The sequence below is a fragment of the Pseudomonas sp. C11 genome (assembly GCF_034683865.1).
Classification (GTDB): Bacteria; Pseudomonadota; Gammaproteobacteria; order Pseudomonadales; family Pseudomonadaceae; genus Aquipseudomonas.
The window spans coordinates 49,761-73,394 of sequence record NZ_JAWIIP010000011.1; the positions used below are offsets into that span (position 1 = coordinate 49,761).

Below are 23,634 nucleotides of genomic sequence, written 5' to 3' on the forward strand. Positions count from 1 at the left end.
CTTTAGCCGCGACGCCTTTTATAACCAAGCAGACTCAGTAGCCCGGATGAAATCCGGGAACCATCGCCACCAAGCCCCGGATTGCATCCGGGCTACGTCGTCCATGCCACCTATGACCGCCATCCCCACCCACGCCGAACTCACCCTGCCCGCCCCCGCCAAGCTCAACCTGATGCTGCATATCCTCGGCCGCCGCGCCGACGGCTATCACGAGCTGCAGACCCTGTTCCAATTCCTCGACCACGGCGACGAGTTGGGTTTCAGCGTGCGCCAGGACGGTGAGATCCACCTGCACACCCCCATAGACGGCGTACCGCATGACAGCAACCTGATCGTACGCGCCGCCAGAAGACTGCAGGAAGCCTCCGGCACCAGGCTCGGCGCCGATATCTGGCTGGACAAGCGCCTGCCCATGGGCGGCGGTATCGGCGGCGGCAGTTCGGACGCCGCCACCACCCTGGTCGGCCTCGACCACCTGTGGAACACCCAATTGGGCGAGGATCGCCTGGCCGAAATAGGCCTGGCCCTGGGCGCCGACGTGCCGGTATTCGTGCGCGGCCACGCGGCCTTCGCCGAGGGCGTTGGCGAGCGCCTGACCCCGGTGGAACTGGACGAGCCCTGGTTTCTCGTCGCCGTCCCGCAAGTCTTTGTAAGCACAGCAGAAGTTTTCGGCTCGCCCGAGTTGACACGGGATACGCCGCCCATTAAAGTTCGCAGCCTTCTTGCGGGGGGTGGTCGAAACGACTGCCAGCCGGTTGTAGAGAAGCGTTACCCAGAAGTTCGTAACGCTTTGATCTTGCTGAACAAATTTGTTCCAGCTAGATTGACCGGCACTGGAGCTTGCGTATTTGGGAGCTTCCCAAATCGGGACGATGCTGATAAAGTCGCCCGCCAACTTCCAGGCACTCTGCCGAGCTTTGTCGCTCAAGGTCGCAACATCTCGATGTTGCACCGCAAGCTCCAAGCATTGGCCAAGAAGTGAATGCTCAGCATTCGGTTATACGATACAGGGGCGTCGCCAAGCGGTAAGGCAGCAGGTTTTGATCCTGCCATGCGTTGGTTCGAATCCAGCCGCCCCTGCCATAACCTCCCTCGGGAGGCATCGAACACCGGATCGCACGACATTCGACACAGAATATAGGGGCGTCGCCAAGCGGTAAGGCAGCAGGTTTTGATCCTGCCATGCGTTGGTTCGAATCCAGCCGCCCCTGCCATTTTCCATACCCATCCAGGTATACCCCAGCCGGCAGGTACTGCGCGTGTCCAAGATGATGGTCTTCACGGGGAACGCAAACCCCGATCTGGCGCGACGGATCGTTCGTCAGCTGCACATTCCCCTCGGCGATGCTTCGGTCGGTAAGTTCTCCGACGGCGAAGTCATGATCGAAATCAACGAGAACGTCCGTGGTAAGGACGTCTTCCTGATTCAGCCGACCTGTGCACCCACCAACGACAACCTGATGGAACTGGTCGTGATGGCCGATGCCTTCCGTCGTTCCTCGGCCACCCGCATCACTGCGGTCATCCCCTACTTCGGTTACGCCCGCCAGGATCGCCGTCCGCGTTCCGCTCGCGTGGCGATCAGCGCCAAAGTGGTTGCCGACATGCTCACCGTGGTCGGTATCGACCGCGTGCTGACCGTCGACCTGCACGCTGACCAGATCCAGGGCTTCTTCGACATCCCGGTGGACAACATCTACGGTTCCCCGGTACTGGTCGACGACATCGAAGACCAGCGCTTCGAAAACCTGATGATCGTCTCCCCCGACATCGGCGGCGTAGTACGCGCCCGTGCTGTGGCCAAGAGCCTCGGCGTCGACCTGGCGATCATCGACAAGCGTCGCGAAAAGGCCAACCAGTCCGAAGTCATGCACATCATCGGTGACGTCGAAGGCCGTACCTGCATCCTCGTCGACGACATGGTCGACACCGCCGGCACCCTGTGCCACGCGGCCAAGGCACTGAAGGATCGCGGCGCCGCCAAGGTATACGCCTACTGCACCCACCCGGTGCTGTCCGGCCGCGCCATCGAGAACATCGAGAATTCCTCGCTGGACGAGCTGGTGGTGACCAACACCATCCCGCTGTCCGCTGCAGCGCAGTCCTGCTCGCGCATTCGCCAGCTCGACATCGCCCCGGTCGTCGCCGAAGCGGTTCGCCGCATCAGCAACGAAGAATCGATCAGCGCCATGTTCCGCTAAGGAACAGGCCTGATCACACTGCCCCGCCTCGTGCGGGGCTTTTTTCCCTACCGCCCCAAGGCTGGTCGCAAGCCCCAAGGCGGTTTGGTTATTTTGGAGAAGTGAAATGACTGTTGAATTTGCCCTGAATGCCGAAGTGCGTTCCGACCTGGGGAAAGGTGCGAGCCGCCGCCTGCGTCGTAACGTGTCCATGGTGCCTGCCGTGATCTACGGTGGCGAGAAAGCCCCGCAATCGATCAGCCTGCTGGCCAAAGACCTGGCCAAGCTGCTGGAAAACGAAGCAGCCTTCAGCCACGTGCTGAACCTGAACGTTGCCGGCACCAACGAAAGCGTCGTGATCAAGGCCCTGCAGCGCCACCCGGCCAAAGGCTACGTCCTGCACGCTGACTTCCAGCGCGTCGTTGCCGGCCAGAAGCTGACCGCCCACGTACCCCTGCACTTCCTCAACGAAGCCTCCTCCGTTGGCGTGAAGCAGCAAGGTGGCGAGATCTCCCACACCATCAGCGAAGTCGAAGTTTCCTGCCTGCCGAAAGACCTGCCGGAATTCATCGAAGTCGACATGGCTGCCGTAGAAGTTGGCCAGACCATCCACATGTCCGACCTGAAGCTGCCGAAAGGCGTAGAGCTGGTTGCTCTGGCTCACGGTAACGACCTGGCTGTCTCCAACATCCACGCCAGCCGCGTTAAAGACGAAGAAGGCGCTGCCGAGTAATCGTCAGTTGCAGGCCCGGCATGCGATCACGCCGGGCCATGTTCTCGAAAGGGCTCCTGTATGACTGCCGTACAACTGATCGTTGGCCTGGGTAACCCCGGCCCCGAATACGACCAGACCCGGCACAATGCAGGGGCCCTTTTCGTTGAGCGCGTGGCGGCCAGCCAGCGCGTCAACCTCTCCGTAGATCGCAAATATTTCGGCCTGGTGGGCAAATTCAACCACCAGGGGCGCGAAGTTCGTCTGCTCATCCCCACCACCTACATGAACCGCAGCGGCCAATCCGTGGCGGCCTTGGCCAATTTCTTCAAGCTCAAGCCCGAAGAGATCCTGGTGGCCCACGACGAACTCGACATGCCACCCGGCGTCGCCAAGCTCAAACAGGGCGGCGGCCACGGCGGGCACAACGGCCTGCGCGACATCATCGCCCAGCTCGGCAACCAGAATAACTTCCATCGCCTGCGGCTCGGCATCGGCCACCCAGGGCACGCCAGCCTGGTCTCCGGCTTCGTGCTCGGGCGCGCCCCACGCAGCGAACAGGAACTGCTCGACAAGAGCATCGACTTCGCCTTGGACGTCCTGCCGGAAATACTCGCCGGCGACTGGACCGTGGCCATGCGCAAACTGCATAGCCAAAAGGCCACTCAGTAACCACCTTTCACCGAGGGTCACCCCATGGGATTCAACTGCGGCATCGTCGGCCTGCCCAACGTCGGCAAGTCCACCCTGTTCAACGCCCTCACCAAATCCGGCATCGCCGCAGAAAACTTCCCCTTCTGCACCATCGAGCCGAACAGCGGCATCGTGCCCATGCCTGACGCCCGCCTGGACGCCCTGGCCGAGATCGTCAAACCCGAGCGCGTACTGCCCACCACCATGGAATTCGTCGACATCGCCGGCCTGGTAGCGGGCGCGTCAAAAGGTGAAGGCCTGGGCAACAAGTTCCTAGCCAACATCCGCGAAACCGACGCCATCGCCCACGTCGTGCGCTGCTTCGAGGATGAGAACGTCATCCACGTTGCCAACAGCGTCGACCCCAAGCGTGACATCGAGATCATCGACCTCGAACTGATCATGGCCGACCTCGACAGCTGCGAGAAACAACTGCAGCGCGTCGCCCGCACCGCCAAGGGCGGCGACAAGGAAGCCGTAGCGCAGAAGAACCTGCTGGAAAAACTCATCCCCCACCTCACCGAAGGCAAGCCGGCGCGCAGCCTGCTGAAGAACCTGGGTGACGACGAGAAGCGCCTGGCCAAGACCTTCCACCTGCTCACCACCAAGCCGGTGATGTACATCGCCAACGTCGCCGAAGACGGCTTCGAGAACAACCCGCACCTCGACGTGGTAAAAGCCATCGCCGAAGAAGAAGGCGCCATCGTCGTGCCGGTGTGCAACAAGATCGAAGCCGAGATCGCCGAACTGGACGATCTGGAAGAGATGCAGATGTTCCTCGAAACCATGGGCATGGAAGAGCCGGGCCTGAACCGCGTGATCCGCGCCGGTTACTCCCTGCTCAACCTGCAGACCTACTTCACCGCAGGCGTGAAGGAAGTCCGCGCCTGGACCGTCCGCGTCGGAGCCACCGCCCCGCAGGCTGCCGCCGTGATCCACACCGACTTCGAGAAAGGCTTTATCCGCGCCGAAGTGGTCGCCTATGACGACTTCATCGCCAACAAAGGCGAAGCCGGCGCCAAGGAAGCCGGCAAATGGCGCCTGGAAGGCAAGGACTACATCGTCAAGGACGGCGACGTGATGCACTTCCGCTTTAACGTTTGATCGTTGTAGGTAGTGCATAAACAGAACCCCGCAAAAGCGGGGTTTTGTTGTTTTTGGGGGTGGGGAATTGCTGGGGCTGGGGCTGGGGCTGGGCTGGGCTGGGCTGGGCTGGCTAGAGACTATGAATCCGTTACGAACCGCCCCGCTAGGCCAGATAGCCCATAAAACAGGGGCTCCAGCCCTACCCCGCCCTTGCTAGACCAATGTTCACCAGAAATCTAGGCTGATGTAGTCGCCGCTACAGACCCAACGGTTCGCACGGGTGCATTGAGCCAAATAGCCCAACGGCCTACCAATGAATTGACAGGTGTCACACCCTCAGGTATGTCTTCTACGTCAGATTTATGCGAAAATCCTTCAAATTCTGCGCTTAGAGTATCGCGCCATGCTGCTACGTTTTGGGGTCTTCAACCACAGATCCATCAGGGACTACCAAGAGGTAAAGTTCACCGTATCGTCGTTGAAAGATGACGAAACGGGCCTTATATATCCTGGGTTTGATGATGCTCCGGAAAACCTTGAAGCTAAGATCAAGGTTGTTCCTGTAACTGCAATTTATGGAGCCAATGCCTCTGGCAAATCTACGTTTCTAGAGGCACTGGACTTTTTAGTAGATGCAATAAAGTACTCGCATCGTCGAACTGCATCGAGCTCTAGAACCCCTTATAACCCATTCATGCTCGACGAAGAATCCAAGAAGTCTCCAGCTGGCTATGACATAGACTTCGCCATAGATGATACAAGATATCATTACGGATTCACTGTAGATGGAAAGCGAATTGCAAGCGAGTGGTTATACTCTTTTCCATTAAAAGCTGCCAGAAGCGTCAAGAGCGTTCTTTTTCATAGAGATCATACGGAAAGTGAAGAATACTATTTCGGAAAGTCTCTCAAGGGCGAGAATAAACAGATTTCAAGACTAACAAGAGACAATGTACTCTTCCTATCTTCTGCTGCTCAAAACTCCCACCCACAACTTTCTCAGATATACGATTATTTTTCTGAGAAAATAATGAGCAGAATGCACCGCAGCGAGAACGCCGAATATATTGGCTCTCAAGTCTTCGCCTATTTCAGCGAAGACAATGAAAAAAGAGAAAAAGCACTTTCATTCCTAAAAGCTGCAGATATTGGAATATCTAGCATGGACTTCTCAAAGGTTCCTTATGAAGAAGATGCCAAGAAGATGCTAGATGAACTTGACCAACTACTTTCCAAATACGCTGAGACCCCTACAATTGGACTCAGCGAAAAAGAGCGCATCCAGGTTGAGTTTTTTCATCATGGCAATGATGGCAAGAAATATTCCATAAAGCTTCAAAATGAAAGCTCAGGCACTTTAGCTCTACTCCAAATACTCGGGCCAGTTTTTCAAGTATTGAATGATGGCGGAATTCTTATCATTGACGAATTAAACACCTACCTACACCCGCTTGTATCAAAAGAACTTGTAAAATTGTTCTCCTCACGTAAAACAAACCCTAAGGGAGCCCAATTAATCTCCTCAACTCACGACACGAATATGCTTTCCGCAGGCCTTCTTAGACGGGATCAGTTTTGGTTCGCTGAAAAAGACAACTCTGGGATCACGCACATTTATTCTCTTTCAGACATAAAAGTAAGAAAGGAAGATAATTTTGAGCGAGGTTATATAGAGGGTCGTTTTGGCGCGGTTCCATTGTTCAGCCTATTCGGTAACGACTATACCCGTGCAGAAACTGAGCGCTATAAAAATAAGGAATAGTATATGCGACGCATGCCAGCGCCCAGATCACTTACTCGCCCTGCACCGAAACGACCGCCGAAGGTTGAGCTTTATATAGTTTGCGAAGGTGAGAATACAGAGCCAGAGTACTTCTTTGCTTGCGTCCAAGAGTACGGTGCTGGCTTGGTGCGCCTTAAAGTAGTTCCGGGCGCCGGGGGCTCCGTTCACTTTAGTTTCTGAGGCTGTAAGAATCCGCGACGAACTTCTGAAGCGCTGTAGAAAGTCACCAGACAGCTTTGACTCTTGCTTTAGGGTCTGGGCGGTTTTTGATAGAGACGAGCACCCTAGAATTGATGAAGCCTTTGTCATGGCTCGAGATAACCGCATCGATGTTGCTTTTTCTGATCCTTGCTTTGAGATATGGCCTCTCCTTCATATTGAAGATTTTGGCTCACAGGCTGGTCGACATGAGGTTCAAAGACGTCTCTCAGAGGTTATGGAGGGCTACAACCACGACGATGGAGCCATAATAAACTTTCCGAAAATAAAGGATTATTTTCCAGATGCATTTCGACGCGCTGAAAAACTACTTGAGGCGAGAGTTGCCGAAGGATGCCCCAATGGCAGGCCCTCGACCAGTGTAGGGCACTTAGTATTAAAAATAATACAAAATGGAAAGTGCGGGTAACATCACTTTTGAACAAGAACAATCGGGCACAGACCACGATTAATTGTATGCCCTACCAAGCAGCCACCACTCAAGCTACTAATCCCTCCCCCGTTTTCTACGCGCCGATACCGCTGCGGCGGTCGAAAAAATAGCCACGCACACGCCGATCAGTAGTTTGTGGCCCAACTGAGGCACGTGGATGGTCATGAACCAAGCCAACTCAGCCACGACAGGCCAATCGAATAGATAGAGCTGCTTCACACCTAGCAGCGGATTCCAGTGCTTCGATATAAAGGGCTTAACCAAATAGCAGAGACTAAACATGCAACGGATAAAAAGCCGGCATCGTTATTCTCGTAGAATTTCAGTCCTACATAAGTTAAGGCACTTAAAGCCCCGCCAGCCCCAATTGAATAGGCTAGGGCTTTACTGCGAGGGAGCTTTTCGAGGGTTTGGAGAGTGATCATTGCTTGCCATCCTTGAGCTGCTTACGGACGCCCCAGCGCTTAGCCGCATCCTGTGTAATATCTACCTGGCATTTAGATTGGAGAGATCCCGACTGGTCTATTCGCTGTCAGGTCTTATCTCGCCATTGGCAGGATCGACCCGCCCCGTTCTCAGCCACAGAGAGTATTCAGGATAGCGCTCTGCCATCAAGTCCAGCTCGCTTGTTCTCAGATGCGCTCGCTTGTCGTACCTGATCGTCTTGCAGCGCTCCTCCTTGATGCCAGTGGCTTCACTGACCTCGCGGTGGCCGATCTTAGACAGAAAAAGCCGGACTCTATCGTGGGTTGATTCCATAAAGGTCTTAACAATAGACTGTTGAAATATTCCACAATCGACAGATAGTGGTATTATTCCACCCGATCGCTTGGCATATCCCACAGCCATTCAGGTGCTCCCCGATTATAGGGACTTTGTTACGGAACGGTCTTATGTGCCGAGCTTCCGCGTGCAGTTCTGCATCAAGTCACTGCCGGCTCAGCACTTGCCATGTCTCCAACCAGCGAAGACGCGCGCCTGCCTGAATCCATGGAGGCCTTTATGGAAGAAAGCTATGTCCCCTTGCTGCTGATGCGGCACAACCGCCCGCTGCGTGGCGTGATGATCGACCGCCAGCCCTGGGTTTGCGCCAAGGAGTTTGGCCTGTTGATGGGGCACCGCCACCCGGAGCGAATCTGCCGGCTGATGGATGACGACCAGGTACGCACGGTGATCTTCCATACTCACCAGGGCAATGCAGAGCCTATACAGGTGCTCAGCGAATCCGCGCTTTACCGCGCCCTCTGTCGTTTCAGCCATCCCGAGAATCGCCACCTGCGCCGCTGGCTCACTCACGAAGCCCTGCCCGCCCTGCGCGACGCCTGGGAGCATCGCGCGCAGGAACCCAAACGCACGCTGATGGCCTGGGATCGCCAGCGCATCAGCCTGCTGGAATGGCAAGGCGACCTGTGGATCGCGCTGCGCGATATGCCCCGCTTCGCCCCGCCGCCCGCCCCCGGCGAACGCTCGTTGCGCGCTCTGCTCCACCACTGGTGGCGCTGATGGCCAACGCGCCCGGCGTGGAAAACCATCACAGATAAAAAGCGCTGGTGTCGGATGATGGCTGGCGCGTATGATCAAACTAACGCTTAACGTTAAGGATTAACGCATGATCCTGAGTTTCAGATGCGCAGAAACCCAGGCTCTGTTTGAGTCAGGAAGCTCCAGACGCTGGGCCAATATTCTCAATGTGGCCACGCGGAAGCTGACGATGCTGAATGCAGCCGTTGAGCTGCGCGACCTCCGCTCTCCACCGGGCAACCGGCTGGAGCAGCTACAGGGCAATCGGGCAGATCAACACAGCATCCGAATCAACGATCAATGGCGAATCTGCTTTGTGTGGACTGCCGCTGGCCCTACACAAGTCGAAATCGTCGATTACCACTGAGGAGGTGGCAACATGGCTATCAACGGCATGCGCCCCGTTCACCCTGGCGAAGTGCTACGCGAAGAGTTCCTTGAACCGCTGGGCATGACCCCAGCCGCACTGGCTCGTGCTCTGCATGTGTCGGCGCCAACCATCAATGACATCGTGCGGGAGCGGCGTGGCATTACCGCCGATACGGCGATTCGGCTAGGCCGCTACTTCGACACCTCAGCTCAATTCTGGATGAACTTGCAGACTGAGTATGCCTTGGCGACCACGTACGCCGAGTCTGGCGCAGCCATCGAGCAGACCATTGAGCCACTACAGATAGCAAGCTGACCAATCCGGCAAATACAGTTGCGGCTCGCTTCGCTGGCCCACATCGAGGCCATCAAATTTCGCATGGGCCCGCATCACAAACGCCAGGCATCTCGCTGCAAAGCTTCACTTATAAGCAGTCCACAGAATGATTGGATTCTGCCCCGGTGTTGCCTCAGCTTGGGCTGTAATGTAGCCATGCTGCACTCGCCACACGACTAGCTTCTTCCCAAAGGCATCGGTGCCAAATCTCACGCCTGGCAGCTGATCCAGCCGTTGGTAATCAGCCAGCTTCCTCGCAAGGTAGTCTTGCAACTGATCAAAGCTGCCGTCCGCGAACTCGATGCGTACGTTGCTCAATTTCTTTTGGGTAAAGAAGAACGTCACCAGCCGGGCCGGAATGTTGTCATAGGCATTGCTGATGTGAGCGGAGCACAGATAGTCATTCTGCGCGGTAATGCGTTCTGCCGGGCCCAGGTTGCCATAGCATTTCAACTTGTGGCTACGCGCCTGGTTTTCACTGATGACGGCATTTTGGTCGCGCGCGGAAAAATGGTCGGGCGATTCGGCATAGGTTGGGGTGCCCAAGCGGCCATACCAGTCGATAACCGCGTTTTGATAATGCAGCGGTAGCTGGGAGAACAGGAGCTTTCCAGCTCCAAACAAGACAACGGCCAAGAAGATGGGCTTTAGAAGTCTCATAAGCATCCTGCTTTCTGAAAAGCTGCTGGCGCCAGGTAGTCACCTGCGACAGAAACAAAAAAGGGGTTAGCTTGAGCTAACCCCTTGGAATTTATGGTGGCTACACCGGGACTTGAACCTGGGACATCAGCATTATGAATGCTGCGCTCTAACCGACTGAGCTATGTAGCCAACGGCGCGCATTGTCCGCGTCTCGTCTACCGCTGTCAACCCCAGATCATCGATAAATTTACGTTTTATCAAGCGGTTAGGTCGTCGCACGCGGATGGGGGGTGTCAGGCCCACGCCAGACGATTTTCACGCAGACGTACGGCTTGTATCGCGCTCTGGCGATACCAGAAAATAGCGCCCCGCCCTACCCCGCTCAGGCCCCAAGGCCCTGGAGACTACAGTGAGAGACAGAGACGACTTCGATGACCTGCGCGCGGAGCGCGATATGCCGATGCGCCAGCGGTACGAGGCGAACCGCTTCGCCGGGCTGTGGAAGCAGATCGCGTTGGGCATCGTGGTCGGTTATAGCGTGCTGGGAATCATCAGTGCGATTGCCTGGTTGGTCATTGCCCGTATCGCGCTCAGCAGCCTGGCCATCACGCTGCCCTGAGCCACTCACCGGCACCATTGCCGCTCACAAGGCACGCCATCGTTGTTGCCATCCATTGCCGTACCTGGACAGTTGCGCAGGAAGAAAGTGGCTTCGGCGCATGACGTCATCTGCGAGCAGTGGGTGCGGCCATCGCAGCGGTAGCGGCTGCCGGCAGTTTGTGCCGCTGGCTGGCCGAGCGAAGACGAAGCGCTGCGGCCTTCACGCGAGAATGAGGATGACGTGGGCTGGGTAATGACGGGGGCGCTCATTTGCGAGCCATCACTGGCGATATTGCTGATCAGTGGGCTCCCCGGCTTGCTCAGGTAGAACTGCCAAAAGGCACCGCCGAGCAGAAGGATGATCAGCCACTTTTTCATAAGACATTCCCTTGCACATGAAAGATGCCCGGCAGTATCGACTGGACGCCCGGCAAAAGACCAGAGTTGCGCACTGGCGCACTTGCCATCCCCTGCCCGCCTCTTCATTCTGCCTGTTCGCTTTCGCGCAAGAGCCCCGTCATGACGTCCATCCAGAATATCGGCCTGGCCCTGTTCGTGTTGTTGTCCGTCGGTGTGGCGATCGGTCACAAGACCGAGTGCGCCGACGGTCGCGTGGTGGAAACCTATCTGGCCAAGGGGCTGGCCTCGCAATTGCTTGGCCTTGATCTCTGCCAGCAGCCCTGACCATTCCCTTCATTAAGGACGATGCAATGAAGAAGCTTGCTCTGCTTACCAGCGTCACCCTGCTCTCGGCCTGCGCCGGGATGGGCACGCAGCCGCCGGTACCGGTGACCTCGAAGGCCGTGCAGGCCTTCCGCGATATCTGCCTGAAAACCGCGCCGAGCTTCGCCGAGGCGCACAGCGTGGCGCGTCAGCATGGCATCGATGATCTGACCGACATGGGCTTCGCCACGGTCGGCTTCAATGCCGACAAGAGCCTGGGCCTGCAGGTGAAGACCAGCCGTGAGTGCGTGATCACCACCGACAGCCAGCAGGACGACAGCCTGACCCGGCAACTGCTCAGCGCCGCGGCGGAAAGCGCCGGCACCGAGGTGCCACGCAGCGTGCCGGCGAAGCTGCTGATCGCCGGTCAGCCGTTCATCATCATGCATGATCGTGAGGGCGGCGAAGCCTTCGTGATGCTCAAGCCGGAGTGAGAAGCGTAGGGTGGATGACGCTTTTCTCATCCACCGCATGGGCTAGGTGGATCGGTGAAGCGTGATCCACCCTACTGCTAGACGCTCTTGCGCGGGCGGGTCGCCAACAGCAGGCCGCCGAAGATCAACGCGGCGCCGATCCAGTGATAGACCTGCAGGCTTTCGCCCAGCAGCACCCAGCCCAGCAGCGCGGTGAAGACCGGCATGACGTAGTTGGTCAGCGCCGCACGCGCGGCACCCACCACCTTGATGCCATGGTTCCACGCCAGGTAGGCCAGCAGCGAAGCGAACACGGCGGTGTAGGCGATGGCCGAGAGGTTGGCCGCGTTCAGCGCCAGGTGCGCGCCCTGGCTCAGCTCAAAGAGGTAGAACGGCAGGATCAGTGGCACGCCGATCAGGATGAACACGCCCAGCAGCGCCAGGGGCGGAATCGGCTGCAGATAGGCCGACCAGCGCCGCAGTAGCAGCGAGTAGAGCGCCCAGTCCACCACCGCCAGCAGCATGATCATGTCGCCGTGGTTGAACGATAGGCTGGCCAGGCGGCTCCATTGGCCCTGGCTGATCAGTACCGCCAGGCCCAGCACGGCCACTGCCATGCCCCACCAGGCACGGCGCGCCGGCCACTCGTTGAGCAGCAACCCGGCGCCGATAAAGGTCACCAGCGGCAGGCAGGTGTTGACCAGCGAGATGTTGATCGCCGCCGTGGTCTGCGCCGCGCTATAGAGCAGCGAGTTGTAGCCGGCGATGCCCAGGCCGCCGAGCACCAGCAGGCGCCAGCCGGCATGGGCCAGCGCGGCGCGATGACGCCACAGCGGCAGGGCGACGAAGGGCAGCAGCAGGCTCAGGGCCAGGCACCAACGCCAGAACGACAGGGTGAAGGGGCCGATCTCACCGGCGAAGGCGCGCGCCACCAGGGCATTGCCGGACCAGCACAGGTTGGCCAGCAGCAGGCCACCGAAGGCCAGCGGGCGGGAATGGTTGAGCGTACTCATGCGGTACGCCCCGAAAGGCTGGCGTGGTCATGGGCCGACTGCGTGCGGCCGATGCACGGGCAGTGCAGGGCAATCATTGCTTAGCTTCCGAATCAGGCGGTTTTGCACCATACGGAGGCAATCTGTGCTTGGCAAGGTTGCACCGGTACGCGCCGGCTCTCACCCCTCATCGGCGACGACGCAGCAGGGAACGCCCCAGCCAGCCAAGCACCAGTAGCAGACCGACCAGCACCACAGCACTGACGCCCCACTGCAACGGCCCGGCCAGGCGTAACAGCTCAGCCGGTTGCAGGCTTGGCACCCGCAGCATGCGCGCCTCGGCAGCAGCGCCGGTGGTGGGGATATCGGCCAGGCCATCGCCGTCCACGTCCGGCAGACGACGGATATGGTCGAGCAGCGCCTGCCATTCCTTGAGTTCCTGCACGCCGTCGCGCGCCGGATCCTGGTCGACGATGGCGTCTTCGATGCGCGCCAGCGGCCGCCCCTCGGCATCCTTGGGCACCAGGTCGAGCAGCCCCTTGGTCAGCTCCGGCACCAGCCAGGTGAAGCTGCCCACGTAACTAGTGGCGGCAATGCTGTACAGGCGCGTGTCGTCCAGCGCCAGCTCACGGTAGCCGCGCTCGGCATCGCCGATCTCGATGCGGCTGACGCGGTCGAACGGCACGCGCCAGGGGTTGTAGCTGAAGCGCAACCCCGAGACACGCGGGTAATAGCTGTCGCTGCGCAGGTGGTAGGCGAGCAGCAGCACTTCCAGCAGGTTCTTGATTTCACGTGCGCTGAGGTAGGCCTTGATCATCGGGTAGCCGGGCTCGTCATCGAACTGGCCAATGCCCAGCGGGGCGATACGAAACAGGTCGGAAACGCTCTGCACGCCGTAGCGCCCCTTGATCAGGTCGTCACGCAGGGTGCCATTGCCGGTGAAGGCCAGGTCGGCACCGACCGAGCTGCGCAGAGCATCGGTGACCAGGTTGGCCAGGGCCTGCTCGCTGAAATCGCGGCCCAGGCGCTGGTCGACCTTGGCTAGCGGCTGATCGAAGCGATAGCCACGCGGCGCCAGCACGCGCGCCTCGACCTGCGCCTTGAAGCCCTCGACCTGCGCGGTGATGTCGGGGTCGCCAGGCGTACGGTCATCGACCGGTAGCAGACGATAGTCGCGCATGCGCACCTTGCCGTCCTCGCCGATGCTCATGCGCAGTTCGCCGAGGTACTGGATCTCCGAACCGGCCTGCACCACGGGCCGGGTGCCATCGACCAGGATGGGCTGCGGCAGCGCGGTATGAGAATGACCACCGATCACCACGTCGATGCCCGGTACCTGTTCAAGCAGCTCGACATCTTCGCCGCGCCAACTGTTGTCGTCCTGCTGGCTGATGCCCATGTGCGACAGCAGGATGACCACCTCGGCGCCCTCCTCGCGCAGCTTGGCCACCGTGGCCCGTGCCGTTTCCAGCGGATCGGCGAAGGTCAGCGGTGCCGTCATCGGGCTGACTGCCACGGCATCGTTACCGAGCAGGCCGAACACACCGAAGCGGATGCCGCCACGCTCGATCAATCGATACGGCAGGATGCGCCCGGCCTCGGAGTGCGCCTGCAGGCTGTCGTCGCCACTGTCCTCGGCCGAGAAGCGCATGTTGCTGGCCAGCAGCGGCACTAGTGCATCGCCCTTGGCCTGGTGCGCCGCGCTGATCATCGCGGCGAGCCCGGCCGTGCGGAAGTCGAATTCGTGGTTACCCAGGGTGACGGCGTCATAGCCCAGTTCGCTGAGCAGTTGCAGCTCGCTGCCGGTTTCCCGCGCGAGGGTGTGGAACAGCGTGCCCATGGTGAAGTCACCGGCATCGAGCAACAGCAGCGGTTCGTTACCGGCAGCGGCACGGCGCTGGGCGAGCAGCGTGGCCAGGCGCGCCACGCCACCGACCGTATCGTCGTCACCCGTGGTCGCCGGGGTGTACTCGCTGTTGGGGCTGAAGCCGAGCAGGCGCGACTGCCAGTCGTTGGTGTGGAGCAAGGTGAAGCTGCGCTCGGCAGCGGTGGCCGCGCTGCTGACCAACAGGCCACTGAGCAGCAGAAGAGGAAGAAGGCGCATGGACGATCCCTGGAGATGACTGCGCGGCAGTATGGAGCAGCCCCTTCAGGCGGGCAGTGACGGATCGTGCCGCGGGATGTGGCCAATCGGGTCAGGGGCGTTCAATGTCCGGGCGGTTCAGCCCAGCACGTCCAGCCGGTGGGTCAGGATGATGCCCTGCGGGCTCAGCTCGGCGCCGTAGGCCAGCACCTCCACGCCCGCTGCCTTGGCCTCGCGCAGGCCGGCGGCGTAGGCCGGGTCGATCTCCTCGGCGGCACGCACGGCGCGGATGCCGGAAAGGTTCACGCAATACAGCTGCACGGTGCGCACGCCGGCCCGCGCCAGCGCCGCCAGTTCGCGCAGGTGCTTGGCGCCGCGCTGGGTCACGGCGTCGGGAAAGGCCGCGACATCGCTGTCGTCGAAGCCCAGGGTGACGCTCTTGACCTCGACGAAGACCGGCCCGTCGGGGTAATCCAGGCGAAAGTCGGCGCGGCTGTTCTCGACGCCGTAGGGCACCTCGCGCTTGAGCGCGGTGAAACCGGTCAGTTCGCTGATCAGCCCGGCGCGCAGCGCCTCCTCCACCAGTGCGTTGGCCCGCGCGGTGTTGATGCAGGCCAGGCGCCCCTGCGGGGTCTCGCTGATTTCCCAACTGCCCGGCAGCTTGCGCTTGGGGTCGTTGCTGCGGCTGAACCAGACCCGGCAACCCTCGCTCATGCAATTGAGCATCGAGCCGGTGTTGGCGCAGTGAAGGGTCATCAGCTCACCGCTGGCCGTCTCGATATCGGCGAGAAAGCGCTTGTAGCGGCGCAGCAGGCGCCCCTCTTCCAGCGGCGGATCAAAGCGCATCGGGCTTCCAGCTTTTCAGGCCACGAGCGATACGCTCGACGGCTTGCTGCAGGCGCTCGACGTTCTGCGTGTAGGCGAAGCGCACATGATGCCCGGCCTGGTAGCGGCCGAAATCCAGGCCCGGGGTGAAGGCCACGTGCTCGGTTTCGATGAAGTGCCGGCAGAAGGCGAAGGCGTCGCCGCCGAAGGCGCTGATGTCTGCATATAAATAGAAGGCGCCTTCAGGCTCCACGGCGATGCCGAAGCCCAGCTCGCGCAACGCCGGCAGCAGGTAATCGCGGCGGCGCTGAAATTCGTGGCGACGCTCTTCGAGGATCGCCAGCGTGGCCGGCTCGAAGCAGGCCAGCGCGGCGTGCTGGGCCATGCTCGGCGCGCTGATGTAAAGGTTCTGCGCCAGCTTCTCCAGCTCCGGCACCGCCGCCTCGGGCGCCACCAGCCAGCCCAGGCGCCAGCCGGTCATGCCGAAATATTTGGAGAAGCTGTTGAGGACGAAGGCGTCGTCGTCCACTTCCAGCACACTCGGTGCGTCGCAGCCGTAGGTCAGGCCGTGGTAGATCTCGTCCACCACCAGGTGGCCGCCGCGCTGCTTGAGGCAGGTCGACAGCGCCGCCAGTTCATCCTTGTGCAGCAGGGTGCCGGTGGGGTTGGCCGGCGAGGCGACCAGGGCGCCGACGCTGCCGGCATCCCAATGCCGCTCGACCAGTTGCGGGGTGAGCTGGTAACGCACCTCCGGGCCGACCGGCACCAGTTGCGCGGCGCCTTCGACCAGGCGCAGGAAGTGGCGATTGCACGGGTAACCCGGGTCGGCCAGCAGCCAGTGTTTGCCCGGATCGACCAGCAGGCTGGCGGCCAGCAGCAACGCGCCGGAGCCGCCCGGCGTAACCAGGATGCGCTGCGGATCGATGTTCAACCGGTAACGTTCGGCATAGAAGCCGGCGATGGCTTCGCGCAGCTGCGGCAGGCCGCGCGCGGCGGTGTAGCGGGTGTGCCCAGCGGCCAGCGCGGCCTGGCCGGCACGAATGATCGGCTCGGCGGTGGTGAAGTCCGGCTCGCCGATCTCCAGGTGGATGACGTCGTGGCCGGCCGCCTGCAGCTCGTTGGCACGCGCCAGCAAGGCCATCACGTGGAAGGGTTCGATGGCGCGACTGCGCGCACTGTAGAGCTGAGCCATGGGTCTGTCTTCACGGTTGCGAGCGGCGGATTCTAGCAGGGCACGCGCCTCGCCCGGCAAGGGGCAGAGCCCCTTGATCGCGGCAGCGAAAGGCCTCGCGACGCCGCCGCTGCGCTTGCAACGTGCGCCCATGCAGGTTTCGTTCACAACCCCGCGCCGGCATAGACAACCGGGAGTGGCGCACCCCGATTCGATCTGGTAAGTTCGCCCGCTTGCAGACGCAGGGCCGACATTCGCTTGGCCATGGAACACCTGCGTAATGGATTCGAGAGAGTGAGAGGCGTCATCCATGCCGACAAAAGATAAAGCACAAAGCGCCAGCCAACTGATTCGTGGTTTCGAGCCCTATCAAGAGAAGAAGGGCGAGGAATACATGAGCGACCCGATGCGCGCTCACTTCACCAGCATCCTCAACAAGTGGAAGCTGGAACTGATGCAGGAAGTCGACCGCACCGTGCACCACATGCAGGACGAAGCTGCCAACTTCCCGGATCCGGCCGACCGTGCCAGCCAGGAAGAGGAATTCAGCCTGGAACTGCGCGCCCGTGACCGCGAGCGCAAGCTGATCAAGAAGATCGACGAGACCCTGCAGCTGATCGAAGACAACGATTACGGCTGGTGCGAATCGTGCGGCGTGGAAATCGGCATCCGCCGCCTCGAAGCCCGCCCAACCGCCACCCTGTGCATCGATTGCAAGACACTGGCGGAAATCAAGGAAAAGCAGATCGGTTCCTGATCTGATGACGGGGCGCTCAGGCGCCCCGTTTCGTTTCTGCTCGCCCGACTCCGTGGCTGCCCACCGCCCCCATATTGCTCCGATGAACAGCGCCTATATCGGTCGTTTCGCCCCCACCCCCAGCGGCTATCTGCATTTCGGCTCGCTGGTCGCGGCCCTCGCCTCCTACCTCGATGCCCGTGCTGTTGGCGGCCGCTGGCTGCTGCGCATGGAAGACCTCGACCCGCCACGGGAAATGCCCGGTGCGCAAGACGCCATCCTGCGCACCCTGGAAACCTACGGCTTCGAATGGGACGGCGAACTGGTGCGCCAGAGCGAACGCCATGCCGAATATGCGGCGGTGATCGCCCGCCTGTTCGCCCAGGGCCTGGCCTACGCCTGCATCTGCTCGCGCAAGCAGCTCGAAGGCTACGCCGGCATCTACCCCGGTTTCTGCCGCAACGCCTGCCACCCGGATCATGACGCAGCCATCCGTCTGCGCGTGCCTGAGCTGGACTATCACTTCAATGATCGCGTGCAAAGCGAGTTCCGCCAGCACCTGGGCCGCGAGGTCGGTGACTTCGTGATCCGCCGCCGTGACGGCCTGTTCGCTTACCAGCTCGCCGTGGTACTCGACGATGCCTGGCAGGGTGTTACCGATGTGGTACGCGGTGCCGACCTGCTGGATTCCACCCCGCGCCAGCTGTACCTGCAGGAATTGCTCGGCCTGCCGCAACCGCGTTACCTGCACGTACCGCTGATCATCCAGCCCGATGGTCACAAGCTGGGCAAGAGCTACCGCTCACCGCCACTGCCGGCCGACCAGGCCAGCCCGCTGCTGCTACGCGCCCTACGCGCGCTGGGCCAACAGCCACCGACCGACCTGCAAGGTGCTACGCCGGGCGAGTTACTGGCCTGGGGCATCGCCCACTGGGACGCCACGCGCATCCCGCGCAACCGCACCCTGGCCGAAGCACAGTTGAAATAGCCGTCCCCGGAGGCAATCCGGAAACGAGGGCACAAGACGTAGGGCGGACTCAGGAGCGAAGCGAACAGTCCGCCACACGCCAAGGCTTGCACCACGCCCACCAAAAACACACCCTCCCTGGCACCGACCATCATTTAGAATCCGCTACGGCGTACTGCTGCGCGAGTACGCCCTACGGCACTGCTTCCGAGCGGTCGGCATCCCGGTACGCCCTACGCCACCGCTGGCATAACCGGTGCGCCACTCCCGCCATCATGCCTGTGGCCGGCACTACGCGGCTTCCTTTACCATCGGCGCATCTTCCGACGAGTTGCCTCATGTATATCTACCGATTGGTTCTGATCCTGGTGGTGGGGATCTACCTGTTCTCCCCGGCCATCATGGACTGGTGGATCGACCCCAACGGCGCCTGGTACCGGCCCTACCTGCTCTGGCTGATCCTTATCGTCGTTACCTTCATCCTGCAGAGCCAACGTGATGCTGACGAGCTTTAGCCTGAGCGAAATGATCCTGATCAGCGCCGGCTATCTGCTGGCGTTGTTCGGGGTGGCATGGGTCAGCGAACGCGGCCTGATTCCCCAGCGGATCATCCGTCATCCGCTGACCTACACCCTGTCACTGGGCGTATACGCCAGCGCCTGGGCCTTCTATGGCACCGTGGGCCTGGCCTACCAATATGGCTATGGCTTCCTGGCCAGCTACCTGGGGGTGTCCGGCGCCTTCCTGCTGGCCCCGGTGCTGCTCTACCCGATCCTGCGCATCACCCGCACCTACCAGTTGTCGTCGCTGGCCGATCTGTTCGCCTTTCGCTTTCGCAGCACCTGGGCCGGGGCGCTGACCACCCTGTTCATGCTGATCGGCGTACTGCCCCTGCTCGCCCTGCAGATACAGGCTGTGGCCGACTCGGTGGGCATCCTCACCCGCGAGCCACTGCAGGAAAAGATCGCCCTGAGCTACTGTGCGCTGATCATCCTGTTCACCATCCTCTTCGGCGCGCGCCATATCGCCACCCGCGAGAAGCACGAGGGCCTGGTATTCGCCATCGCCTTCGAGTCGCTGGTCAAGCTCATCGCCATCAGTGTCATCGGCCTCTACGCGCTGTATGGCGTGTTCGGCGGCCCGCATGAGCTGGAACTCTGGCTGGTGCAGAACCAGGAAGCGCTGTCGACCCTGCACACGCCGCTGCAGGAAGGCCCCTGGCGCACGCTGCTGCTGGTGTTCTTCGCCTCGGCCATCGTCATGCCGCACATGTACCACATGACCTTCACCGAGAACCTCAACCCGCGCGCCATGGTCAGCGCCAGTTGGGGCCTGCCACTGTTCCTGCTGCTGATGAGCCTGGCCGTGCCGCTGATCCTCTGGGCCGGCCTCAAGCTGGGGGCTACCACCAACCCGGAATACTTCACCCTCGGCCTGGGCATCGCGGTGAACAACCAGACCCTCGCCCTGCTCGCCTATGTCGGCGGCTTGTCGGCGTCGAGCGGCCTGATCATCGTCTCGACCCTGGCGTTGTCCGGCATGGCGCTCAACCATCTGGTGCTGCCGCTGTACCAGCCGCCGGCCGAAGGCAACATCTACCGCTGGCTGAAGTGGACGCGCCGCGCGCTGATCGCCGCCATCATCATGGCGGGCTTCGGCTTCTACCTGCTGCTCGGCGCACAGCAGGATCTGGCCAACCTGGGCATCGTCGCCTTCGTCGCCACCCTGCAATTCCTGCCCGGCGTGCTTTCGGTGCTGTATTGGCAGACGGCCAATCGTCGTGGCTTCCTCGCCGGGCTGCTGGCGGGCATCGGGGTCTGGGCGGTGACCATGCTGCTGCCGCTGCTGGGCAATCTGGAAGGCCTGTACCTGCCGCTGTTCGACGTCATCTACGTGCTCGACGACGCCAGTTGGCACCTGGCAGCCATCGCCTCGCTGGCCGCCAACGTCCTGGTGTTCACCCTGGTGTCGCTGTTCACCGAGGCCAGCCCGGAAGAAAAAAGCGCCGCCGAAGCCTGCGCCGTGGACAACGTACGTCGCCCACAACGGCGCGAGCTGGTCGCCGCGACGCCGCAGGAGTTCGCCGCGCAACTGGCCAAGCCGCTGGGCGCCAAGACCGCCCAACGCGAGGTGGAACAAGCCCTGCGCGACCTGCATCTGCCGTTCGATGAAGGCCGCCCCTATGCCCTACGCCGCCTGCGTGACCGCATCGAGGCCAACCTCTCCGGCCTGATGGGGCCGAGCGTGGCGCAGGACATCGTCGAGACCTTCCTGCCCTACAAGTCCGGCAGCGAAGGTTATGTCACCGAGGACATCCACTTCATCGAAAGCCGCCTGGAGGACTACCAGTCGCGCCTCACCGGCCTGGCCGCCGAGCTCGACGCGCTGCGCCGCTACCATCGGCAGACCCTGCAGGAACTGCCGATGGGCGTGTGCTCGCTGGCCAAGGATCAGGAGATCCTGATGTGGAACCGGGCCATGGAAGAACTCACCGACATCCCCGCCCAACGCATCGTCGGCTCGCGCCTGAGCACCCTGACCGAGCCGTGGCAGAGCCTGCTGCAGGACTTCATCGAACGCCCGGATCAGCACCTGCACAAGCAACATCTGGCGCTCGACGGGCAGATCCGCTGGCTCAATCTGCACAAGGCGGCCATCGACGAGCCCCTGGCGACCGGTAACAGCGGCCTGGTGCTGCTGGTCGAAGATCAGACCGACACCCAGATGCTCGAAGACAAGCTGGTGCACTCCGAGCGCCTGGCCTCCATTGGTCGCCTGGCTGCCGGCGTGGCGCACGAGATCGGCAACCCCATCACCGGCATCGCCTGCCTGGCGCAGAACCTGCGCGAGGAACGCGAGAACGACGGCGAGCTGACCGAGATCAGCGGCCAGATCCTCGAGCAGACCAAGCGTGTGTCGCGCATCGTCCAGTCACTGATGAGCTTCGCCCACTCCGGCAGCCACCAGCGCAACGACGAGCCGGTGTGCCTGGCCGATGTGGCGCAGGATGCCATCGGCCTGCTGTCGCTGAACAAACGCAACTTCGATATCCAGTTCTACAACCTGTGCGACCCGCAGCACTGGGCCTATGGCGACCCACAACGCCTGGCCCAGGTGCTGATCAACCTGCTGTCCAACGCCCGTGATGCCTCGCCACCCGGCGGCGCGATTCGCGTGCGTAGCGAGGCCAGCGAGCACACCGTCGACCTGATCGTCGAAGACGAAGGCAGCGGGATCCCCAAGGCGATCATCGACCGCCTGTTCGAGCCCTTCTTCACCACCAAGGAACCAGGTGAAGGGACAGGGCTGGGCCTCGCGCTGGTCTATTCGATCGTGGAAGAGCATTATGGACAGATAACAATCGACAGCCCGGCCGACACCGAGCGCCAACTGGGCACTCGGTTCAGGGTCACCCTGCCGAGGCATGTCGAGGCGACGTCCGTAGCGATGTGAACAGCGAAAGAAGGTGTTACCGACACCTCCGTGACCGCCGAGAGAACGAATTGATGCCACACATTCTGATCGTCGAAGACGAAACCATTATCCGCTCTGCCTTGCGCCGTCTGCTCGAACGCAATCAGTACCAGGTCAGCGAAGCTGGCTCGGTACAGGAAGCCCAGGATCGTTACAGCATCTCCGGCTTCGACCTGATCGTCAGCGATCTGCGCCTGCCCGGTGCCCCCGGTACCGAACTGATCAAGCTCGCCGAAGGCACCCCGGTGCTGATCATGACCAGCTACGCCAGCCTGCGCTCGGCCGTGGACTCGATGAAGATGGGCGCGGTGGACTATATCGCCAAACCCTTCGACCACGACGAGATGCTGCAGGCCGTGGCCCGTATCCTGCGTGATCGCCAGGCCGCCAAGAGCGCTCCAGCGCCCGCCGCCAGCGCCAGCCCACGCGGCGCAGGCGCCGAGAAGGCCGTGGAGAATGCCAACGGCGAGATCGGCATCATCGGCTCCTGCGCCGCGATGCAGGATCTCTACAGCAAGATTCGCAAGGTCGCGCCCACTGACTCCAATGTTCTGGTGCAGGGTGAGTCCGGTACCGGCAAGGAGCTGGTTGCACGCGCCCTGCACAACCTCTCCAAGCGCGCCAAGGCGCCGCTGATCTCGGTGAACTGCGCGGCCATTCCGGAAACGCTGATCGAGTCCGAACTGTTCGGCCACGAGAAAGGCGCGTTCACCGGCGCCAGCGCCAGCCGCGCCGGCCTGGTGGAAGCTGCCGACGGCGGCACGCTGTTCCTCGATGAAATCGGCGAACTGCCGCTGGAAGCCCAGGCTCGTTTGCTGCGCGTGCTGCAGGAAGGCGAAATTCGTCGGGTCGGCTCGGTACAGTCACAGAAGGTGGACGTGCGCCTGATCGCCGCGACCCACCGCGACCTGAAGACGCTGGCCAAGACCGGCCAGTTCCGTGAAGACCTTTACTACCGCCTCCACGTCATCGCTCTCAAGCTGCCGGCGCTGCGCGAACGCGATGGCGACGTGATTGAAATCGCCCAGGCGTTTCTCGTTCGTCAGTACACACGCATGGGCCGCGAGCCGCTGCGCTTCGCCCACGATGCCGAGCAGGCCATCCGTCACTACTCCTGGCCAGGTAACGTGCGCGAACTGGAGAACGCCATCGAGCGTGCAGTGATTCTCTGCGAGGGTTCGGAGATTTCCGCCGACCTGCTGGGCATCGACATCGAACTGGATGACCTCGAGGACGACGACTTCGACCTGCCGAGCATCGCCTCGGGCCAGGCCAATGCCAGCCATGAGCCGACCGAGGATCTGTCGCTGGAAGACTACTTCCAGCACTTCGTGCTCGAACACCAGGATCACATGACCGAGACCGAACTGGCGCGCAAGCTGGGCATCAGCCGCAAATGCCTGTGGGAACGCCGTCAGCGCCTGGGCATTCCACGCCGCAAAGCGGGTGTCACCAGCGGCCCTTGACAGCGCGGGCAAGGTGACAACCTGTACCCACGGAGGTTCCCCAGGTTGTTACCGCGCCAATATCTCGTAACAAACGCCGGGTCTATCGGTAACGAAAACCCGGCTTTTTTTGGCCAGCCACCACCCATCAATAATCGCAAAGCCTTGATTTACAAGGATTTTCAAAAACTGGCACGGCTTCTGCTTTATCTCTGGCACAACAACAATAA

The 23,634-nt window shown here is 61.1% G+C and carries 23 protein-coding genes, 3 tRNA genes and 1 pseudogene; 20 read left to right on the forward strand and 7 right to left on the reverse strand.

The features are described from left to right. Positions 1–112 precede the first annotated feature (112 nt). The 12 genes and pseudogenes from ispE to VC352_RS18035 all read left to right on the forward strand — a co-directional run bounded on the left by ispE (position 113) and on the right by VC352_RS18035 (position 9,312). Positions 113–982 (forward strand): 4-(cytidine 5'-diphospho)-2-C-methyl-D-erythritol kinase, encoded by an 870-nt coding sequence (gene ispE, locus VC352_RS17985; protein ID WP_322980896.1) that lies wholly within the window; start codon positions 113–115, stop codon positions 980–982. 26 nt (positions 983–1,008) lie between these two features. Further along, positions 1,009–1,083, forward strand: a tRNA-Gln gene (locus tag VC352_RS17990). Positions 1,084–1,139: 56 nt separating this feature from the next. Further along, positions 1,140–1,214, forward strand: a tRNA-Gln gene (locus tag VC352_RS17995). Positions 1,215–1,259: 45 nt separating this feature from the next. Further along, complete coding sequence (locus VC352_RS18000) at positions 1,260–2,201, forward strand: ribose-phosphate pyrophosphokinase (RefSeq protein ID WP_322980897.1); 942 nt, start codon at positions 1,260–1,262, stop codon at positions 2,199–2,201. Positions 2,202–2,307: 106 nt separating this feature from the next. Then, a complete protein-coding gene (locus VC352_RS18005) occupies positions 2,308–2,913 on the forward strand; it encodes a 50S ribosomal protein L25/general stress protein Ctc (RefSeq protein ID WP_322980898.1) in 606 nt (201 codons plus the stop codon). Between the two features lie 60 nt (positions 2,914–2,973). After that, on the forward strand, positions 2,974–3,564 hold the full coding sequence (gene pth, locus VC352_RS18010) for an aminoacyl-tRNA hydrolase (protein ID WP_322980899.1): 591 nt from the start codon (positions 2,974–2,976) through the stop codon (positions 3,562–3,564). A 24-nt stretch (positions 3,565–3,588) separates the two neighbouring features. Beyond that, a complete protein-coding gene (ychF, locus tag VC352_RS18015; protein ID WP_322980900.1) occupies positions 3,589–4,689 on the forward strand; it encodes a redox-regulated ATPase YchF in 1,101 nt (366 codons plus the stop codon). A 385-nt stretch (positions 4,690–5,074) separates the two neighbouring features. Continuing rightward, positions 5,075–6,433 carry an ATP-binding protein gene (locus VC352_RS18020; protein WP_322980901.1) on the forward strand — a complete coding sequence of 453 codons (1,359 nt, stop codon included), beginning with the start codon at positions 5,075–5,077 and terminating at the stop codon, positions 6,431–6,433. Positions 6,434–6,626: 193 nt separating this feature from the next. Next, a pseudogene (locus VC352_RS25525) lies at positions 6,627–7,082 on the forward strand (RloB family protein); the annotation flags it as partial. Positions 7,083–8,108: 1,026 nt separating this feature from the next. Next, entirely contained in the window at positions 8,109–8,609 is a 501-nt protein-coding gene (locus VC352_RS18025; protein ID WP_322980902.1) for a Bro-N domain-containing protein, read from the forward strand. A gap of 106 nt (positions 8,610–8,715) precedes the next feature. Then, positions 8,716–8,994 (forward strand): type II toxin-antitoxin system RelE/ParE family toxin, encoded by a 279-nt coding sequence (locus VC352_RS18030; protein ID WP_090426965.1) that lies wholly within the window; start codon positions 8,716–8,718, stop codon positions 8,992–8,994. A 12-nt stretch (positions 8,995–9,006) separates the two neighbouring features. Beyond that, on the forward strand, positions 9,007–9,312 hold the full coding sequence (locus VC352_RS18035) for a HigA family addiction module antitoxin (RefSeq protein WP_322980903.1): 306 nt from the start codon (positions 9,007–9,009) through the stop codon (positions 9,310–9,312). A gap of 105 nt (positions 9,313–9,417) precedes the next feature. Here the strand turns inward: VC352_RS18035 and VC352_RS18040 are convergent, their stop codons facing one another. Both VC352_RS18040 and VC352_RS18045 read right to left on the reverse strand, forming a co-directional pair. Continuing rightward, on the reverse strand, positions 9,418–9,993 hold the full coding sequence (locus VC352_RS18040; protein ID WP_322980904.1) for a hypothetical protein: 576 nt from the start codon (positions 9,991–9,993) through the stop codon (positions 9,418–9,420). 94 nt (positions 9,994–10,087) lie between these two features. Beyond that, positions 10,088–10,164, reverse strand: a tRNA-Met gene (locus VC352_RS18045). Between the two features lie 220 nt (positions 10,165–10,384). On the opposite strand from VC352_RS18045, the gene VC352_RS18050 reads away from it, so the two are divergent. Further along, a complete protein-coding gene (locus VC352_RS18050) occupies positions 10,385–10,594 on the forward strand; it encodes a hypothetical protein (protein WP_322981016.1) in 210 nt (69 codons plus the stop codon). A 5-nt stretch (positions 10,595–10,599) separates the two neighbouring features. Here VC352_RS18050 and VC352_RS18055 read toward each other — a convergent pair whose 3' ends face one another. Next, positions 10,600–10,953: an excalibur calcium-binding domain-containing protein gene (locus VC352_RS18055; RefSeq protein WP_322980905.1), complete on the reverse strand. Its 354-nt coding sequence runs from the start codon at positions 10,951–10,953 to the stop codon at positions 10,600–10,602. A 141-nt stretch (positions 10,954–11,094) separates the two neighbouring features. Here VC352_RS18055 and VC352_RS18060 point away from each other — a divergent pair, with 141 nt between their 5' ends. Continuing rightward, a complete protein-coding gene (locus VC352_RS18060; RefSeq protein ID WP_322980906.1) occupies positions 11,095–11,259 on the forward strand; it encodes a hypothetical protein in 165 nt (54 codons plus the stop codon). Positions 11,260–11,285: 26 nt separating this feature from the next. Beyond that, a complete protein-coding gene (locus VC352_RS18065; protein ID WP_322980907.1) occupies positions 11,286–11,732 on the forward strand; it encodes a hypothetical protein in 447 nt (148 codons plus the stop codon). A 77-nt stretch (positions 11,733–11,809) separates the two neighbouring features. Here the strand turns inward: VC352_RS18065 and VC352_RS18070 are convergent, their stop codons facing one another. The 4 genes from VC352_RS18070 to VC352_RS18085 form a co-directional block, all read right to left on the reverse strand. Then, positions 11,810–12,724 carry a DMT family transporter gene (locus VC352_RS18070; RefSeq protein ID WP_322980908.1) on the reverse strand — a complete coding sequence of 305 codons (915 nt, stop codon included), beginning with the start codon at positions 12,722–12,724 and terminating at the stop codon, positions 11,810–11,812. Between the two features lie 166 nt (positions 12,725–12,890). After that, on the reverse strand, positions 12,891–14,807 hold the full coding sequence (locus VC352_RS18075) for a bifunctional UDP-sugar hydrolase/5'-nucleotidase (RefSeq protein ID WP_322980909.1): 1,917 nt from the start codon (positions 14,805–14,807) through the stop codon (positions 12,891–12,893). A 117-nt stretch (positions 14,808–14,924) separates the two neighbouring features. Next, positions 14,925–15,632 carry a DNA/RNA nuclease SfsA gene (sfsA, locus tag VC352_RS18080; RefSeq protein WP_322980910.1) on the reverse strand — a complete coding sequence of 236 codons (708 nt, stop codon included), beginning with the start codon at positions 15,630–15,632 and terminating at the stop codon, positions 14,925–14,927. Further along, entirely contained in the window at positions 15,622–16,803 is a 1,182-nt protein-coding gene (locus tag VC352_RS18085) for a pyridoxal phosphate-dependent aminotransferase (protein ID WP_322981013.1), read from the reverse strand. The genes sfsA and VC352_RS18085 overlap by 11 nt, the downstream gene beginning before the upstream one ends. Positions 16,804–17,092: 289 nt before the next feature. Here VC352_RS18085 and dksA point away from each other — a divergent pair, with 289 nt between their 5' ends. From dksA to VC352_RS18110, 5 genes are all read left to right on the forward strand, one after another. Then, entirely contained in the window at positions 17,093–17,539 is a 447-nt protein-coding gene (gene dksA / locus VC352_RS18090) for an RNA polymerase-binding protein DksA (protein ID WP_322980911.1), read from the forward strand. Positions 17,540–17,621: 82 nt separating this feature from the next. After that, positions 17,622–18,506 (forward strand): tRNA glutamyl-Q(34) synthetase GluQRS, encoded by an 885-nt coding sequence (gene gluQRS, locus VC352_RS18095; RefSeq protein WP_322980912.1) that lies wholly within the window; start codon positions 17,622–17,624, stop codon positions 18,504–18,506. 317 nt (positions 18,507–18,823) lie between these two features. Beyond that, a complete protein-coding gene (locus tag VC352_RS18100) occupies positions 18,824–19,000 on the forward strand; it encodes a hypothetical protein (RefSeq protein WP_003244646.1) in 177 nt (58 codons plus the stop codon). Beyond that, positions 18,984–21,938 (forward strand): sensor histidine kinase, encoded by a 2,955-nt coding sequence (locus VC352_RS18105; protein ID WP_322980913.1) that lies wholly within the window; start codon positions 18,984–18,986, stop codon positions 21,936–21,938. Before VC352_RS18100 ends, VC352_RS18105 begins: the two co-directional genes overlap by 17 nt. Positions 21,939–21,991: 53 nt before the next feature. Beyond that, positions 21,992–23,425 carry a sigma-54 dependent transcriptional regulator gene (locus tag VC352_RS18110; RefSeq protein ID WP_322980914.1) on the forward strand — a complete coding sequence of 478 codons (1,434 nt, stop codon included), beginning with the start codon at positions 21,992–21,994 and terminating at the stop codon, positions 23,423–23,425. The last annotated feature ends 209 nt before the right edge of the window (positions 23,426–23,634 follow it).

What these genes read in the sequence shown, in the direction of transcription:
- VC352_RS18055 (WP_322980905.1), bottom strand. Translation starts at nt 10,953, where the DNA reads ATGAAAAAGTGGCTGATCATCCTTCTGCTCGGCGGTGCCTTTTGGCAG.
- pth (WP_322980899.1), top strand. Translation starts at nt 2,974, where the DNA reads ATGACTGCCGTACAACTGATCGTTGGCCTGGGTAACCCCGGCCCCGAA.
- VC352_RS18005 (WP_322980898.1), top strand. Translation starts at nt 2,308, where the DNA reads ATGACTGTTGAATTTGCCCTGAATGCCGAAGTGCGTTCCGACCTGGGG.
- VC352_RS18030 (WP_090426965.1), top strand. Translation starts at nt 8,716, where the DNA reads ATGATCCTGAGTTTCAGATGCGCAGAAACCCAGGCTCTGTTTGAGTCA.
- VC352_RS18085 (WP_322981013.1), bottom strand. Translation starts at nt 16,803, where the DNA reads ATGGCTCAGCTCTACAGTGCGCGCAGTCGCGCCATCGAACCCTTCCAC.
- VC352_RS18105 (WP_322980913.1), top strand. Translation starts at nt 18,984, where the DNA reads ATGCTGACGAGCTTTAGCCTGAGCGAAATGATCCTGATCAGCGCCGGC.
- VC352_RS18025 (WP_322980902.1), top strand. Translation starts at nt 8,109, where the DNA reads ATGGAAGAAAGCTATGTCCCCTTGCTGCTGATGCGGCACAACCGCCCG.
- VC352_RS18060 (WP_322980906.1), top strand. Translation starts at nt 11,095, where the DNA reads ATGACGTCCATCCAGAATATCGGCCTGGCCCTGTTCGTGTTGTTGTCC.
- VC352_RS18075 (WP_322980909.1), bottom strand. Translation starts at nt 14,807, where the DNA reads ATGCGCCTTCTTCCTCTTCTGCTGCTCAGTGGCCTGTTGGTCAGCAGC.
- sfsA (WP_322980910.1), bottom strand. Translation starts at nt 15,632, where the DNA reads ATGCGCTTTGATCCGCCGCTGGAAGAGGGGCGCCTGCTGCGCCGCTAC.
- VC352_RS18100 (WP_003244646.1), top strand. Translation starts at nt 18,824, where the DNA reads ATGTATATCTACCGATTGGTTCTGATCCTGGTGGTGGGGATCTACCTG.
- ispE (WP_322980896.1), top strand. Translation starts at nt 113, where the DNA reads ATGACCGCCATCCCCACCCACGCCGAACTCACCCTGCCCGCCCCCGCC.
- dksA (WP_322980911.1), top strand. Translation starts at nt 17,093, where the DNA reads ATGCCGACAAAAGATAAAGCACAAAGCGCCAGCCAACTGATTCGTGGT.
- VC352_RS18035 (WP_322980903.1), top strand. Translation starts at nt 9,007, where the DNA reads ATGGCTATCAACGGCATGCGCCCCGTTCACCCTGGCGAAGTGCTACGC.
- VC352_RS18020 (WP_322980901.1), top strand. Translation starts at nt 5,075, where the DNA reads ATGCTGCTACGTTTTGGGGTCTTCAACCACAGATCCATCAGGGACTAC.
- VC352_RS18070 (WP_322980908.1), bottom strand. Translation starts at nt 12,724, where the DNA reads ATGAGTACGCTCAACCATTCCCGCCCGCTGGCCTTCGGTGGCCTGCTG.
- ychF (WP_322980900.1), top strand. Translation starts at nt 3,589, where the DNA reads ATGGGATTCAACTGCGGCATCGTCGGCCTGCCCAACGTCGGCAAGTCC.
- VC352_RS18110 (WP_322980914.1), top strand. Translation starts at nt 21,992, where the DNA reads ATGCCACACATTCTGATCGTCGAAGACGAAACCATTATCCGCTCTGCC.
- VC352_RS18040 (WP_322980904.1), bottom strand. Translation starts at nt 9,993, where the DNA reads ATGAGACTTCTAAAGCCCATCTTCTTGGCCGTTGTCTTGTTTGGAGCT.
- VC352_RS18065 (WP_322980907.1), top strand. Translation starts at nt 11,286, where the DNA reads ATGAAGAAGCTTGCTCTGCTTACCAGCGTCACCCTGCTCTCGGCCTGC.
- gluQRS (WP_322980912.1), top strand. Translation starts at nt 17,622, where the DNA reads ATGAACAGCGCCTATATCGGTCGTTTCGCCCCCACCCCCAGCGGCTAT.